The organism is Micromonospora sp. NPDC049374 (assembly GCF_040677165.1).
Classification (GTDB): Bacteria; Actinomycetota; Actinomycetes; order Mycobacteriales; family Micromonosporaceae; genus Micromonospora.
In genome coordinates this window covers 56,652-70,572 of sequence record NZ_JBFAQH010000015.1, presented here as the reverse complement: position 1 = coordinate 70,572, position 13,921 = coordinate 56,652, and the positions used below count along the sequence as shown (strand labels likewise).

Here is a 13,921-nt window from a genome sequence, read left to right as displayed (position 1 = left end):
GTGCGACACGCCGAGTGGGCGATAGCGGCGGTGTCGGATGACGACAGCGGCGATGATGGCGTTGTGGGGGAGGCGCGGGACGAGAAGGGTGTGGAGCCGAGCAGGCGACGGTCCGGTGGCGAGGCGGCGAAGGCTGCCAGTTCGGCGAAAGCTGCCAGTTCGGTGAAGGGTGCCGGAGCGGTGGGTGCGGCTGGCGGTGCGGTGCGAACCGAGGACCCGCCGCGACCACCCGGGTCAGGTACGGGCAGCGGTGCTACCCGCTCGGCCGGGGCGGGTGCCGTCGGCGTCGCGTCGGACGGTGGCGCGTGGCGAGGGCTGGATGCGGTGGGGTCGCTGGCCGCGCTGCGGGGCCTGCTGTCCCGGCCGCTGGCCTCCTACCACCTGCTGCTGGCCAGCGCCGGGCTGCTGCTGCTGATCGGGCTGACCATGGTCTTCTCGGCCACCAGCGTGCGGGACTACGCCCAGGGCGGCAACGCCTCGGCGTCGCTGACCAAGCAGGCGATCTTCGCGGTGATCGGCATCGTGGCGTTCTGGGCCTGCCAGCGCCTGCCGGCCAGCACCTACCGGGCTCTGGGCCGGCCGACCCTGGCGGTCGCGGTGGGCCTGCTGATCGTGCTGAACCTGCTGGTGGCGTACGGGCGGCTGACCGACGGCGACCCGAAGATCGGCCCGCTGGAGGCCGAGCTGCTCTGGCTGTACGTCGGCGAGATCAGCCTGCAACCCTCGGAGCTGGCGAAGTTCGCGCTGGTGCTGTGGGGTGCGCACGTGCTCGCCCGCAAGGGCGCGGCGCTGGGCTGGTGGCGGGAGTTGGCCACGCCGTTGTTCCCGGTGGTGGGGCTGCTCTTCGTTTTGGTCGGCTACAACGACCTGGGCAGCATGCTCTGCCTGCTGGCCCTGGTGGTGGGGTTGCTCTGGGCGGCCGGGGTGCGGCTGCGGGTCTTCGCCGCGCTCAGCACGATCGGGCTGCTCGGCATCGGCCTGCTGGTCGCGGTGGCCTCCCTCGGCGCCGGTTCCGGCGTACGGGGTGAGGATAACTACCGCCTGGCCCGGCTCACCATGTTCTTCAGCCCGCCGCCGTTGGACGCCTGCAAGGAAGAACTCTGCTACCAGATGGTCCAGGCCCGCTACGCCATCGCCAACGGCGGCTGGTTCGGCACCGGGCTGGGCCAGGGGCGGACCAAATGGGCCTGGCTGCCGGCAGCCGAGAACGACTTCATCTTCGCGGTGATCGCCGAGGAACTGGGGGTGGTCGGCTGTGCCGTGATCGTCACCCTCTTCGCCGTGCTCGGCTACACCGGCCTGCGCATCGCCCGCCGGGTCGACGACCCGTTCCGCCGGCTGGCCGCCGCCGGCGCCACCGCCTGGCTGGTCGGGCAGGCGTTCATCAACATCGGCGGGGTGATCGGGCTGCTGCCGCTGACCGGCGTACCGCTGCCCTTCATCTCCGACGGCGGCAGCGCCCTGGTGGTCACCCTCGCGGCGGTCGGCATGCTGGCCTCGTTCGCCCGTGCCGAACCCGATGCGGCCCGGGCCCTGCATGCCCGTCCGCCGGCCCGGTGGGTCCGACTAGTGTGGGCACCGTTGCCGCCGCTTCCCGGCCGGCGGCGCCGCTCGGCGCCGCCGTCGACCGCCCGGGGTCCCGTGCCTCAGGCACGTAAGCGGCGCACGGACGACCAGGCCACACCGCGTGGCACCCGGGCTGCCCGGGGTCGCGGCGGGACGGCGAGCGAGAGGAGACGTTGATGGGTCCGCTGCGTTCGGTGGTGCTCGCAGGAGGTGGCACCGGGGGGCACATCTACCCGTTGCTCGCCTTCGCCGACTGCCTGCGCCGGCACGACCCCGGCGTCCGGATCACCTGCCTCGGCACACCGAAGGGCCTGGAGAACGAGCTGATTCCGCCGGCCGGGTACGACCTGCGGAACATTCCCGCCTACCAGTTGCCCCGGTCGATAAACATGAACCTGGTCCGTACCCCGGGCCGGATGTGGACCGCGGCCCGCGCGGCGGGCAAGGTCATCGACGAGGTACGCGCCGACGTGGTGGTCGGCTTCGGCGGGTACGTCTCGGTGCCGGCCTACCTGGCCGCCTGGCGGCGGGAACTGCCCATCGTGATCCACGAGGTGAACGTGCCCCCGGGGGTTGCCAACCGGTTGGGTATGAAGTTCACCAAGCATGTCGCGGTCGGCTTCCCGCACCAGCCGGCGCAGGCGGAGTCGCTGCGCGACGCCCGGGTGGTCGGCGTGCCGCTGCGCCGCAGCATCGCCGGGCTGGACCGGGCGGCGATGCGTAACGCCGCGCGCGCCCACTTCGGGCTCCGCCCGGACCTGCCGGTGCTCTTCGTCGCCGGTGGCTCCCAGGGCGCTCGGTCGATCAACCTCGCGGTTTCCGGGGCGGCCAAGGAACTGGCCCGCAACGGCGTCCAGGTGCTGCACGTGATCGGCGCCCGCAACGAGCCGGTGTCGGTCCCGACCGACCTGCCGGTGCCGTACGTGACGTTGCCGTACCTGTCCGACATGGACGCCGGGTACGCGGCGGCGGACCTGATGCTCGGCCGGGGCGGGGCGATGACCTGCGCCGAGGTCGCCGCGATCGGGCTGCCGACCATCTACGTGCCCTACCCGCACAGCAACCAGGAGCAGAAGCGCAACGCGCTGCCGGTGGTCGAGGCCGGTGGCGGCCTGCTCGTCGACGACGCCGAGGTGACTCCGGACTGGCTCGAACGTACGGTGATCCCGCTGATCCGCGACCCGCAGCGGCTGCACGCGATGGGTACCGCCGCGGCGGCCTACGGGCGGCGCGACGGCGACGAGGCGCTGCTCAACTTCGTCTACGAGGCGGTGGCCCGGTGAGCGCGAGGAGTGAGCCGGGTCTGCGAGCCCCGCAGTCGCGAACGAAGGTGGCCCGGTGAGCGCGAGGAGTGAGATGACCACGTTCAGCCCGGCGGGGACGCTGACCGCCGAGGATCTCGGCCACATTCACCTGATCGGCGTGGGTGGCGTCGGCATGAGCGGGCTGGCCCGGCTCTTCCTGACCCGGGGCCTGCCGGTCTCCGGCAGCGAACTGCGCGAGTGGCCGTCGCTGGCCGGCCTGCGGGCGCTCGGGGGGACGATCCACATGACCCACGAGACGGCCAACCTCGACGGGGTCGACACGGTCGTGTACTCCTCGGCGATTCCCGCCGACCATTTGGAGATGGTCGAGGCGCGCCGCCGCGGGCTGCGGGTGCTGCACCGCTCCGAGGCCCTCGCGGCCGCGATGACCGGTCGCCGTACCGTGGCCGTCGCCGGAACCCACGGCAAGACCACCACCACCTCGATGGTGACCATGGTGCTGCAACAGGCCGGAGCCGACCCGTCCTTCGTGATCGGTGGGGAGATCTCCGAGGTCGGTTCGGGGGCGCACCACGGCACCGGCGAGTACTTCGTGGTCGAGGCCGACGAGAGCGACCGCTCCTTCCTCATCTACCGTCCGTACGTCTCGATCGTCACGAATGTCGAGGCGGATCACCTGAACACCTACGGCGACCTGGCCAATCTGGAGGCCACCTTCGCCGAGTTCGCCCGGCTCACCGACCCGAAGGGTTTCGTCATCACCTGCGCCGACGATGCGGGTGGCCGGCGGCTGGCGGCGACCCTGCGCGCCGAGGGGCGTCGGGTGTACACGTACGGGGAGGCCGAGGACGCCGACCTGCGGCTGACCGACATGGCCTCCTCGGCGCGGGGGGTGCGCTACCTCGCCCACATCGACGGTCGTTCGCTTGGCGAGTTCCGGCTGCCGGTGCCGGGCCGGCACATGGGGCTCAACAGTGCCTCGGCGGTGCTGGCCGCGTACCTGCTGGAGCTGCCACTGCCGGCGGCGGAGGCCGCGCTCGCGGCCTTCCCGGGGGTGCGCCGACGCTTCGAGCGCAAGGGCGACGTCGACGGGGTGCTGGTCTACGACGAGTACGCCTACCACCCGACGTCGATGACGTTGGCCCTGCGGACGTTGCGCGAGGTGGCCGGGGAGGGCCGGCTGATCGTGGTCTTCCAGCCCTACCGGCTCTACCGCACCCGGGAGTTGCAGGCGGAGATCGCCGAGGCGCTGGCGATCGCCGACGAGCTGGTGCTGCTGGAGGTCTTCGGGCCGGGCGAGGAACGTGCCCCCGGCGAGGGATCGACCGCCCTGGTCGAGGCGGTGTCCCTGCCGGCGGAGCGGAAGGTCTTCGTCGACACGTGGGAGGCGGCGCCGACCGAGGTGGCCCGCCGGGCCCGGCCGGGCGACGTGGTGGTGACGATGGGTGCCCCGCCGATCTCGCTGATGGGTGACGAGCTGCTGGCCGCGTTGGCGGCGCGTACCGCCGGTGCGTCGGCGCTGACCGGCACCGTCGCCGGTGGCTCGGCCGGCGGGTCGACGAGCATCGGGGGCAGTGTGCCCGGAGCCGTCGGCGTGGACGGCGCGGCGCCCGTCGCCGAATGAGCCCCGGTCCGGCCCGCGGTCGCGGCACCGGTGTGGACGGCGGTGCGGGGCGTCGCCCGGTCCGCCGGTGGCAGCTGGTACGCGCCGGCAGCGATGCGGTACCCGCCTCCACCCGGAGGTTCATGGCCCGGGCCCGGCGCCGTCGGATGCGTGCGGCGTTGCCCTGGGCGGTGGCCGGTGGCGTGGTCGCGGTGGCCGGGCTGGTGGCGTGGACGTTGCTGGGCACCGGCCTGTTCGGGGTACGCGAGGTGCGGGTGGAGGGTGCCGAACTTGTGACGGCGGTGCAGGTGCGGGACGCAGCGGACGTGCCGGACGGTGCCCCGCTGGCCCGGGTGGACCTGGCCGCGCTGGCCGGCCGGATCGGTGCCCTGCCGCCGGTGGAGCGGGTCACCGTCACCCGGGACTGGCCGGACGCGTTGGTGGTACGGCTGACCGAGCGCACGGGGGCGGCGGTGGTGCCGCGCGGGGAGCAGTTCGCGGTGCTCGACGCCGCCGGTGTGGTTTTCCGGACGGTGCCGCAGCGCCCGGGCGGCCTGCCGTTGGTGCGGCTGGCCACGCCCGGTCCGGACGATCCGGACACCCGGGCGGGTCTGGAGGTGCTCGGTGTGCTCACCCCGGAGCTGCTCGACCAGCTGGTCGAGATCAGCGTCGAGGGGTTGGCCCGGATCAGCCTGAGGTTGCAGGACGACCGTACGGTGTTCTGGGGCGACGCGACCCGTGGCGCGGACAAGGCGCGGGTGGCCACCGCGCTGCTTGACCAGGACGCGGCCCGGATCGACGTGAGCGCGCCGGACGTGGTCACCTTCCGGTGAGCGGCCGGTCAGTGGGTGAGCCGTCTCGCTACACCGGCGACACGCCGGAGCGGTCCTTGGCTCATCGCTCGGCTGCGCTTACGTTGCCCCGAAGAGGATCAGTGGTTGACATAACTCTAACCCTCTAGTAGAGGGTCAGGGTTTACCTCTCGACCTCGGTGGTGGTAACTGCGTCGACCGTCGGTCCGGCCAGGCCGTAGCCGGTCGGGGAGTAGCCGATCTCGAAGGAAAGGACCGGAGATGACACCTCCGCACAACTACCTGGCGGTCATCAAGGTCGTCGGCATCGGGGGTGGCGGCGTCAACGCCGTCAACCGGATGATCGAGGTTGGGCTCAAGGGCGTCGAGTTCATCGCGATCAACACGGACGCGCAGGCGCTGCTGATGAGCGACGCCGACGTCAAGCTCGACGTCGGCCGCGAACTGACCCGGGGGCTGGGCGCCGGCGCCAACCCGGACGTCGGCAAGAATGCCGCCGAGGACCATCGCGACGAGATCGAGGAGGTCCTCAAGGGGGCCGACATGGTCTTCGTGACCTGCGGTGAGGGTGGTGGTACCGGCACCGGCGGCGCGCCCGTGGTGGCGAACATCGCCCGGAAGCTTGGCGCGCTGACCATCGGTGTGGTCACCCGTCCGTTCTCCTTCGAGGGTAAGCGCCGCCAGGTGCAGGCCGAGGCCGGCATCGACGAGCTGCGCAACCAGTGCGACACCCTGATCGTCATTCCCAACGACCGGCTGCTGGCTCTCGGTGATCGCAACATCAGCATGATGGACGCGTTCCGGACGGCCGACCAGGTGCTGCTCTCCGGTGTGCAGGGCATCACCGACCTGATCACCACGCCGGGTCTGATCAACCTCGACTTCGCGGACGTCAAGAGCGTGATGAGCGGCGCGGGCAGCGCGCTGATGGGCATCGGTAGCGCCCGGGGTGAGAACCGCGCGGTCGAGGCCGCCGAGGCCGCCATCTCCAGCCCGTTGCTGGAGCAGAGCATGGACGGTGCCCGTGGCGTGCTGCTCTCCATCGCCGGTGGTTCCGATCTCGGCCTGTTCGAGATCAACGACGCGGCCCAGCTGGTCACCGACGCGGCCCACCCGGACGCGAACATCATCTTCGGTGCGGTCATCGACGACGCGCTCGGTGACGAGGTGCGGGTCACCGTGATCGCGGCGGGCTTCGACGGCGGCACACCGGCGTACAAGGCGGCCGAGCCGGCCCGCAAGACCAACCAGAACCAGCCGGCACAGCCGAGCACGCCGATCCTGCCGTCGCCGGCTGCCCCGGCCACGCCGCAGTCGCCACGCCGGGTGCTCTTCGACGACGTGGACGTGCCCGACTTCCTGAAGAACGGGTCCTGAACACCGCCGATGACCGACAGCCAAGCCCCGGCGAGAGCCGACCGGCGCGCGGAGATTGCCGCCGCGCTCGCCCGCGTACGCTCCCGCATCGCCGACGCCTGCGCCGCCGCGGGCCGGAACCGGGCGGAAGTGACAATGATCGCGGTGACCAAGACCTACCCGGCGTCCGATGTGGTGACGTTGGTCGGCCTCGGCGTGACCGACGTGGGGGAGAACCGCGACCAGGAGGCGGCGACCAAGGCGGCGCAGGTCGCCGCCGCCGGAGTCATCCCGCGCTGGCATTTCGTCGGCCGGTTGCAGCGCAACAAGGTCAAGTCGGTGCTGCGGTACGCGGACGTGGTGCAGTCCGTCGACAGCGTCCGTTTGGCGTCCGCGTTGGACGCCGGCGTCACCGCCATCGGCCGGGACCGGCCGTTGGACGTGCTGGTGCAGGTCAGCGTCGACGGTGATACGGCGCGGGGCGGTGCGGTGCCGGACTCGGCCGATCCGGACGTCGGCCTCGGCGCGGTCACCGAGGCGGTCGCCGCCGCCGGTGGGCTGCGGCTGGCCGGCCTGATGGCGGTGGCGCCGCTGGGCTGGGAGCCGGAGCGTGCCTTCGCCCGGCTGGCAACCGTCGCGGCGCTGGTGCGGGCGGACCATCCGCAGGCCACGGAGCTGTCCGCCGGCATGAGTGGCGACCTGGAGGCGGCGATCGGTTACGGCGCGACACATGTCCGCGTCGGCAGCGCGTTGCTCGGAATGCGTCCCACGCTGCGGTAGCCTGGCCGCGAGGGAAGCAAATTACATCAGTGTTGTTTGTGGGAACGGCCTTCCCGGCGACGGGGGGCGTGACGTGCAACGCGAATTGCGCGTCGGGGGATTGCCGTTCCTGTCCGGTGGGCAGGAATGGTCCACTCGCGACAGGCGACACGGCGGGGGCGTGTGCCGCACGGCGGACGGGAAGGGCGCGGGGATGGGTGCACTGCGCAAGGCGGGGGTCTGGCTCGGACTGGTCGAAGAGGACGACGAGCGGGCCTACGACGACGGTGGCTACGACAAGGGTGGCTACCGGGAGTCGCGCTACCGGCAGAGCCGGTACGCCGAGGAGTTCGCCGACGAGGAGGAGGAGCCGGAGGAGCCGCCGGCGCCCCGGCCACGGCTGGGTGACCGTGGGCGTCTGAGCGAGCGGTCGGGCCGGTTGGGCGAGGCCGAGCGGCTGGAGTCCGAGCGTCCGGAGCGGTCCGAGCGGTCCGAGCGGGCCAGTGTCCGGTCGATCACCCGGTCCACCGGCGAGCCGTCCGGCGCGCTGACGTACCACACCCGGGACAATCTCGCCCTGGCACCGCAGGTGCAGCAGCGTGAGCGTGCGCTGGTGCCGGAGGAGGAGCAGCGTTACCAGATCACCACGCTGCACCCGACCACCTACCGCGAGGCGCGCACGATCGGCGAGCACTTCCGCGACGGGGTGCCGGTGATCATCAACCTCACCGAGATGGACGAGGCGGATGCCCGCCGTCTGGTGGACTTCGCCGCCGGGCTGGCCTTCGGGCTGCGCGGTACGATCGAGCGCGTGACCAACCGGGTGTTCCTGCTCTCACCGGCCAATGTCCAGGTCACCGCGGAGGACAAGGCCAAGATCGCTGAGGGCGGGTTCTTCAGCCTGAGTTGACCCGCCCGACCCGAGGGACGTCGCCTGCCGTGTTGTCGATCTTGTTACAGGTTCTCTACCTGACCACGTACATCTTCCTGATCGTTCTTTTGGCCCGTTTCGTACTCAGCGCGGTGTTGCAGTACGGCCGACGCTGGCAGCCTGGTCGGGGAGCGTCAGCCGGACTGGAATCCGTGTGGAGCGTCACTGATCCCCCGCTCCGGGCGTTGAGGCGTGTGATCCCTCCGCTGCGAATTGGTACCGTGAGCATCGACCTGGCCTCCCTTGTGCTCCTGGTTATCCTGTTCGTGCTGATGAGGTTTGTGTTAGAGCCGGCGATCATCAGGACCGCCTGATGACCGACGCGCTATCGCGGCCGCAACTGACCCGAGGAGTTTCGATGCCGCTGACCCCGGCCGACGTCCATAACGTCGCCTTCAAGAAGCCGCCGATCGGCAAGCGGGGCTACGACGAGGAGGAGGTCGACGCCTTCCTGGACGAGGTCGAGCGCGAACTCGCCCGTCTGATCGAGGAGAACAACGAACTGCGCGCCCAGGTGGAGCGCGGTGGGCGGGGCGGTGCCCCGGCCGGCCCCGGCGGCGACGCCCGCCTGGCGGCCGAGCTGAACGACGTCAAGGCCCAGCTCGACCGGGTGCAGCGCGACAAGGCCGCCGCCGAGCAGGCCGCCCGCGCCATGCAGGCCGAGCTGGAGCAGGTCCGCTCCGTCGGTGTCGGTGTCGGTGGCGCCGTGGCCGGCCCGGACGGCGAGCAGCAGGCGCTGCGCGTGCTCATGATGGCCCAGCGCACCGCCGACGACCACGTCTCCGACGCTCGCCGCGAGGCCGACCAGCTGCTCTCCGAGGCCCGTTCCAAGGCCGAGGAGGTCACCCGCGAGGCCCGCGCCAAGGCTGACGCGCTGGAGCGCGACGCCCGGCAGCGGCACCAGGAGGCCATGGGCGGCCTGGACGCCAAGCGCACCGCGTTGCAGAAGCACATCGAGGAGCTCAAGCAGTTCGAGCGGGAGTACCGCACCCGGCTCAAGGCGTACCTGGAGAGCCAGCTGCGTGACCTCGACGGCCGTGGTCAGGGCCTGGAGGCCGAGATGACCCGCGGCGAGGGCGCCCGGGCCGCCGGCAACGGGCTCGCCGCTGCGGGTCTCGCCGGGTCCTACGGCGGGGGCCGCTCCGGCGCGCTTGAGGCCGGTCGCTGAACCGGGTCGGTGACTGCCGCCAGCGCGGCGATCACCCGCCCTGCCTCATCGGTACGACACGGCGAGGGTGAGCCATGATAGTCATCAGTCTCGCGCTCATTCTCGTCGCTGTGGTGCTGCTGGTCTTCGGCCTGGCCGGTGGCTCCAGCCCACTGCTGGTCGTCTCGATCGGGGCCAGCCTGCTGGCCGCCGTGGCACTGGTGGCGGGCGCCCGCCAGGCGGCTGGCCGGGCCTCGGCTCCCAACGGTGCTCCGGCTGGCCACGGCGGTCGCGGCGGCGACGGGCGTGGGTCGGGCATTCCGACCCAGCAGACCTCGGCAACCGTGGACACCGGCGATGCCGGGTGGCGGCAACCACCCGGCTCGCCGGTGACCGGGCCGCGCGAGCGGTCGGGCGTCGCCGACGGGTACGACGACGAGCCGGCGACCGAGGAGACCACGGCGGAGCAGGCCGCCCGGGTGGCCCGCCTCGCGGACGAGGTGCGGGTCGTCGACGGTCGGCCGCGGTACCACCTCGACGAGTGCCCGCACCTGGTCGGCCGGGAGCACGAACCGCTGCCCGTCGCCGAGGCGGTCGAACTCGGCTTCACCCCCTGTGCCCACTGCACGCCGGACACGGTGTTGCTGGCGGAAACCGAGCGCCGCTGACTTGGCCCCGATGGACGACGCGCTCATCGTCGCCGTACGGGTGAAACCGGGTGCCTCCCGGGCCCGCGTGGGTGGCCGGTTCGACGGTCCGCACGGGCCCGCTCTCGTCATCGCGGTGCACCCTCCGGCGGCCGACGGTCGGGCCACCGAGGCTGCCCGTCGCGCGCTGGCCGCCGCGCTCGGCGTTCGGCCGGCCACCGTGTCGCTGCGCACCGGCGCGGCGAGCAGAGACAAGCTTTTCCTGGTCACCCCGTCTGGGCCGGATCTGGCCGGCCGGTTGAGCCGGTTGCGGGACGGCGTGGAACCGGCCGGCTGAGTGGCGGTCATCTGCTAGCGTTCCCTTTGCCCTGAAATGGCAGTAACCGGGGTGGAACGGGCGTTGCGGTGCGGCACGTTGTCGGACGCCTTTACGTTCCGTATCCTTGCCAACCTCCGGAGTGCGCGGCCCCGTGGCCGCGCGCCCGTTTTGTACCTGGGGCGGCCGATGCGGCGGCCCCTGTCGAGGCGTCGCGGGCTCACCGCGGCTCCGTGGCCGAGGGAGCGACGATGGCCAAGCCAGCCGACACCAGGACCGCAGGCCGCAAGCCTGCGGCGAAGTCCACCCGCAGCGCCGCGGAGACCGAGAAGATCCGGGCCGCGTTGGCGGCCCGGCACGAGGAACTGCGAGCCGAGTACGATCAGACGCTGAGCGAGATCACCGAGCTGCAGCGCGACCGCCTCACCGACTCGGCCGGGGACGACCAGGCCGACACCGGCACCAAGACGTTCGAGCGGGAGCAGGAGATCTCCCTCGCCAACAGCATCCTGGAACGGATCACGCAGGTCGAGCGCGCTCTGGAGCGCCTCGATGAGGGTGGCTACGGCTGGTGCGAGCGATGCGGCAACCCCATCCCGGTGGAGCGGCTGGCCGCGTTCCCGTCGGCCACCCTCTGCGTGACCTGCAAGCAGCTGGAGGAGCGGCGCTGACGGCACGCTCCCCGGCGTCCATGCGCAGCGGTGCGACCGTACCGCCGCGATAGTCGATGGGGAGCAGATGAGCGCAGCACCGCCCGCTGGATCCGGCACCACCGGGTCGGGCACCGCCACGAGATCGCGGCGCCGATCCGTCACGATCCTCCTCTCGCTCGCGGTGTTCGCGCTGGCCGTCGACCTGTTGACCAAGCACCTGTCCCTCCAGGAACTCGGCGACCGCGAGCCGGTGCGACTGCTGGGTGGGGCTCTCTACCTGTCGCTGACCCGCAACAGCGGGGCCGCGTGGAGTCTGGGCAAGGACTACACATTCATTTTCCCGATCATCGCGATCGGGGTGCTGGGCTGGATCGCCTGGATGGCGCGGACGTTGCGCTCGGTGCCGTGGGCGATCGCGCTGGGCCTGGTGGTCGGTGGCGTTGTCGGCAATCTGATCGATCGGATCTTCCGGGCACCGGGCTGGTTCGTCGGGCACGTGGTCGACATGTTCAGCGTCTTCGACCCGTACGGTCGGGTCTTCCCGATCTTCAATGTCGCCGACAGCGCGCTGGTCTGCGGTGTGCTGCTCGCCGTCGGGCTGGAGTTCACCGGACGCCAGCGCGACGGCACCCGGGCGCTGCCCGACGACCGGCGGGGTGACACCGGCCGGGAGGACACACCGGCCCCGGACGGCACGGCAGACCGACAGCCCGCCGGGGCAGGCGACCTGGGCGACACCGACGGCGGACGGCGGGATCTGGCGTGACGGCCATCTTCGCCGCCGGCGGCGACCAGCGGAGCCTGCCGGTACCCGACGGACTCGACGGAATGCGGCTGGACCAGGCCGTCGCCAGGCTGTTCGGCCTGTCCCGTACCGCCGCCGCCGCGCTCGTCGACGCCGGTGAGGTACTTGTTGACGGTGCGGTACGTGCCAACTCGCACAAGGTGCGGGCGGGTTCCTGGCTGGAGGTGACGCTGCCCGCGCCGGCCACGGCGCCGGTGGTGGTGCCCCAGGCGGTGCCCGGCCTGCGCGTGGTGTACGCCGACGACGACATCGTGGTGGTGGACAAACCGGTCGGCGTGGCGGCGCATCCCAGTCCCGGCTGGACCGGACCGACCGTGATCGGCGGGCTTGCCGCGATCGGGCACACGATCGCCACCAGCGGCGCCGCCGAGCGTCAGGGCGTCGTGCACCGCCTCGACGTCGGCACCACCGGCGTCATGGTGGTGGCCAAGAGCGAGCAGGCGTACAGCGTCCTGAAGCGGGCCTTCAAGTATCGGGAGGTGGAGAAGCGCTACCACGCGGTGGTGCAGGGGCACCTGGACCCGTTGCGGGGCACCATCGACGCCCCGATCGACAGGCATCCGCACCACGACTACCGCTGGGCGGTGGTCTCCGACGGTAAACCGAGCATCACCCACTACGACACCATCGAGGCGTTTCCGTCCGCGAGCCTGGTCGACGTTCGGCTGGAAACCGGCCGTACGCACCAGATCCGGGTGCACTTCTCGACGCTGCGGCATCCGTGCGTCGGTGACCTCACGTACGGAGCCGATCCGACACTCGCCGCCCGGCTCGGACTGGACCGGCAGTGGTTGCACGCCAGAGAGTTGAGCTTCGAGCACCCCCGTACGGGGGACGAGGTCCGCTTCGTCAGCGACTACCCTGACGATCTGGGACGCGCGTTGGACATCCTCCGCGACTGACGCGTCCCACCCGTTCCGACCGACCGACGAGGGGACCGCCCGTGCGCGCCGGCGATCTGCTGCGGAAGTTGGACCAGCGACTGCTGCCTCGCCTCGCGGCCACGGTGACTCGGCTGGGCCACGGCCCGAGCCGCACGCCGCTGCTCGGGTGGGTGGCGATGCTGTCGTGCACCACGGTGCTGGCCACGGCCGTCCTCGCCACCGGTGGCCCGCCCGTGCAGGACCGCACGGTCGGCGAGGTGACCCGGGTGGGCGTGGTCGACGGCGACTCCATCCCCCGTTACGAGGCGACCGCCGCGGCCGACCTGGCCGCGTTGGCCGGCTCGCTCGGCGACGGCACGTACGCCCTGGTCTCGCTCACCGAGTACCTCACCCCGGCCCGGCTCGCCGCGGTGGTCGGTGACGTGGGGGTCGCGGTGGTGTTCGGACGGGTGCCGCTGCCGGAGCGGCAGACCGAGATCGTCCGTATTCCGACCCAGCGGGTGCCGGAGGACGTGACGGCCGGAATGATCAAGCTCGCCGAGCGCAAGGAGCGGGAGGCCGCCGACTACCGGGCCCGGGCCACCGCGCTGGGCGGTGGTGGACCGGAGGAACGCGAACTGCGCGGCCTGTACCTCAGCGGCGCCCAGGTCGCGGCGGCGGAGGCGGCCGCGTTCCGGGCCGAGTGCGCCTGCCTCTACGCCCTGGTGGTACGCGCCGAACCGGCGAAGCTACGCGGCGTCGCGGCCCGGTCCGGGGTGCGGGTGGTGGATCCCGCTCCGGAGGTCCGGCGGTTGGAGCGGACCGTCTTCACCCCGCCGCTGCCCGAGCAGCGGGATGTCGTCCGGCCGCCGGTCGACCGGACGGCCACACCGGAACCGACAGCGAGTGCCACCGCCACCGCCAGTGCCACCGCGCCCGTCACCGACAGCCCGCCCGCACCGGAGCCGACCGTGGCGGACCGTTCGCTGACACCGCCGGAGGTGACGGATCCGTCACCGTCTCCGTCGGTGCCTTCGCCCGCACCTTCGGCTTCGACCTGGACGCCGTCCACCTCGGCAGACACCGTCGACGAGGATGATCCAGAGCCCACATCTTGACGGTTGTCGACACACCCGGGTGTCGCCCGGTGTGGCCCTAGAAGGGTTTCGTTCGTAGCCTGTCAGACGGAGACCGAAGC

The 13,921-nt window shown here is 71.9% G+C and carries 15 protein-coding genes; all 15 read left to right on the top strand.

What is annotated here, in order from left to right:
• Nucleotides 1–333: 333 nt before the first annotated feature.
• Nucleotides 334–1,743, top strand: coding sequence for a putative peptidoglycan glycosyltransferase FtsW (locus AB0J93_RS23325; RefSeq protein WP_363924555.1), 1,410 nt, complete (start codon nt 334–336; stop codon nt 1,741–1,743).
• The gene (gene murG / locus AB0J93_RS23320) at nt 1,743–2,849 is read left to right on the top strand and encodes an undecaprenyldiphospho-muramoylpentapeptide beta-N-acetylglucosaminyltransferase (RefSeq protein ID WP_363924440.1); all 1,107 of its coding nucleotides are present in this window, start codon (nt 1,743–1,745) and stop codon (nt 2,847–2,849) included. Before AB0J93_RS23325 ends, murG begins: the two co-directional genes overlap by 1 nt.
• A 73-nt stretch (nt 2,850–2,922) precedes the next feature.
• Nucleotides 2,923–4,455 carry a UDP-N-acetylmuramate--L-alanine ligase gene (murC, locus tag AB0J93_RS23315; protein WP_363924554.1) on the top strand — a complete coding sequence of 511 codons (1,533 nt, stop codon included), beginning with the start codon at nt 2,923–2,925 and terminating at the stop codon, nt 4,453–4,455.
• A gap of 32 nt (nt 4,456–4,487) precedes the next feature.
• Nucleotides 4,488–5,267, top strand: a complete 780-nt coding sequence (locus AB0J93_RS23310; protein ID WP_363924553.1) for an FtsQ-type POTRA domain-containing protein — start codon at nt 4,488–4,490, stop codon at nt 5,265–5,267.
• 240 nt (nt 5,268–5,507) lie between these two features.
• On the top strand, nt 5,508–6,623 hold the full coding sequence (ftsZ, locus tag AB0J93_RS23305; protein WP_363924439.1) for a cell division protein FtsZ: 1,116 nt from the start codon (nt 5,508–5,510) through the stop codon (nt 6,621–6,623).
• A 9-nt stretch (nt 6,624–6,632) separates the two neighbouring features.
• Nucleotides 6,633–7,382: a YggS family pyridoxal phosphate-dependent enzyme gene (locus tag AB0J93_RS23300; RefSeq protein ID WP_363924438.1), complete on the top strand. Its 750-nt coding sequence runs from the start codon at nt 6,633–6,635 to the stop codon at nt 7,380–7,382.
• A gap of 193 nt (nt 7,383–7,575) precedes the next feature.
• Nucleotides 7,576–8,271: a cell division protein SepF gene (sepF, locus tag AB0J93_RS23295; RefSeq protein WP_363924437.1), complete on the top strand. Its 696-nt coding sequence runs from the start codon at nt 7,576–7,578 to the stop codon at nt 8,269–8,271.
• Between the two features lie 29 nt (nt 8,272–8,300).
• A complete protein-coding gene (locus AB0J93_RS23290; RefSeq protein WP_309223421.1) occupies nt 8,301–8,606 on the top strand; it encodes a YggT family protein in 306 nt (101 codons plus the stop codon).
• Between the two features lie 44 nt (nt 8,607–8,650).
• Nucleotides 8,651–9,460, top strand: coding sequence for a DivIVA domain-containing protein (locus AB0J93_RS23285; protein WP_363924436.1), 810 nt, complete (start codon nt 8,651–8,653; stop codon nt 9,458–9,460).
• Between the two features lie 74 nt (nt 9,461–9,534).
• The gene (locus AB0J93_RS23280) at nt 9,535–10,107 is read left to right on the top strand and encodes a hypothetical protein (protein ID WP_363924435.1); all 573 of its coding nucleotides are present in this window, start codon (nt 9,535–9,537) and stop codon (nt 10,105–10,107) included.
• Nucleotides 10,108–10,117: 10 nt separating this feature from the next.
• The gene (locus AB0J93_RS23275; RefSeq protein WP_363924434.1) at nt 10,118–10,423 is read left to right on the top strand and encodes a DUF167 domain-containing protein; all 306 of its coding nucleotides are present in this window, start codon (nt 10,118–10,120) and stop codon (nt 10,421–10,423) included.
• Between the two features lie 230 nt (nt 10,424–10,653).
• Entirely contained in the window at nt 10,654–11,073 is a 420-nt protein-coding gene (locus AB0J93_RS23270; protein ID WP_164449180.1) for a TraR/DksA C4-type zinc finger protein, read from the top strand.
• Nucleotides 11,074–11,140: 67 nt separating this feature from the next.
• Nucleotides 11,141–11,821: a signal peptidase II gene (gene lspA, locus AB0J93_RS23265; RefSeq protein ID WP_363924433.1), complete on the top strand. Its 681-nt coding sequence runs from the start codon at nt 11,141–11,143 to the stop codon at nt 11,819–11,821.
• The gene (locus AB0J93_RS23260) at nt 11,818–12,762 is read left to right on the top strand and encodes an RluA family pseudouridine synthase (RefSeq protein WP_363924432.1); all 945 of its coding nucleotides are present in this window, start codon (nt 11,818–11,820) and stop codon (nt 12,760–12,762) included. Before lspA ends, AB0J93_RS23260 begins: the two co-directional genes overlap by 4 nt.
• A gap of 41 nt (nt 12,763–12,803) precedes the next feature.
• On the top strand, nt 12,804–13,841 hold the full coding sequence (locus AB0J93_RS23255) for a hypothetical protein (protein WP_363924431.1): 1,038 nt from the start codon (nt 12,804–12,806) through the stop codon (nt 13,839–13,841).
• Nucleotides 13,842–13,921 lie beyond the last annotated feature (80 nt).

Bases quoted from the DNA above. Each gene is read 5' to 3' on its own strand.
- AB0J93_RS23300 (WP_363924438.1), top strand. From the start codon at position 6,633: ATGACCGACAGCCAAGCCCCGGCGAGAGCCGACCGGCGCGCGGAGATT.
- sepF (WP_363924437.1), top strand. From the start codon at position 7,576: ATGGGTGCACTGCGCAAGGCGGGGGTCTGGCTCGGACTGGTCGAAGAG.
- murG (WP_363924440.1), top strand. From the start codon at position 1,743: ATGGGTCCGCTGCGTTCGGTGGTGCTCGCAGGAGGTGGCACCGGGGGG.
- murC (WP_363924554.1), top strand. From the start codon at position 2,923: ATGACCACGTTCAGCCCGGCGGGGACGCTGACCGCCGAGGATCTCGGC.
- AB0J93_RS23280 (WP_363924435.1), top strand. From the start codon at position 9,535: ATGATAGTCATCAGTCTCGCGCTCATTCTCGTCGCTGTGGTGCTGCTG.
- AB0J93_RS23285 (WP_363924436.1), top strand. From the start codon at position 8,651: ATGCCGCTGACCCCGGCCGACGTCCATAACGTCGCCTTCAAGAAGCCG.
- lspA (WP_363924433.1), top strand. From the start codon at position 11,141: ATGAGCGCAGCACCGCCCGCTGGATCCGGCACCACCGGGTCGGGCACC.
- AB0J93_RS23275 (WP_363924434.1), top strand. From the start codon at position 10,118: ATGGACGACGCGCTCATCGTCGCCGTACGGGTGAAACCGGGTGCCTCC.
- AB0J93_RS23270 (WP_164449180.1), top strand. From the start codon at position 10,654: ATGGCCAAGCCAGCCGACACCAGGACCGCAGGCCGCAAGCCTGCGGCG.
- ftsZ (WP_363924439.1), top strand. From the start codon at position 5,508: ATGACACCTCCGCACAACTACCTGGCGGTCATCAAGGTCGTCGGCATC.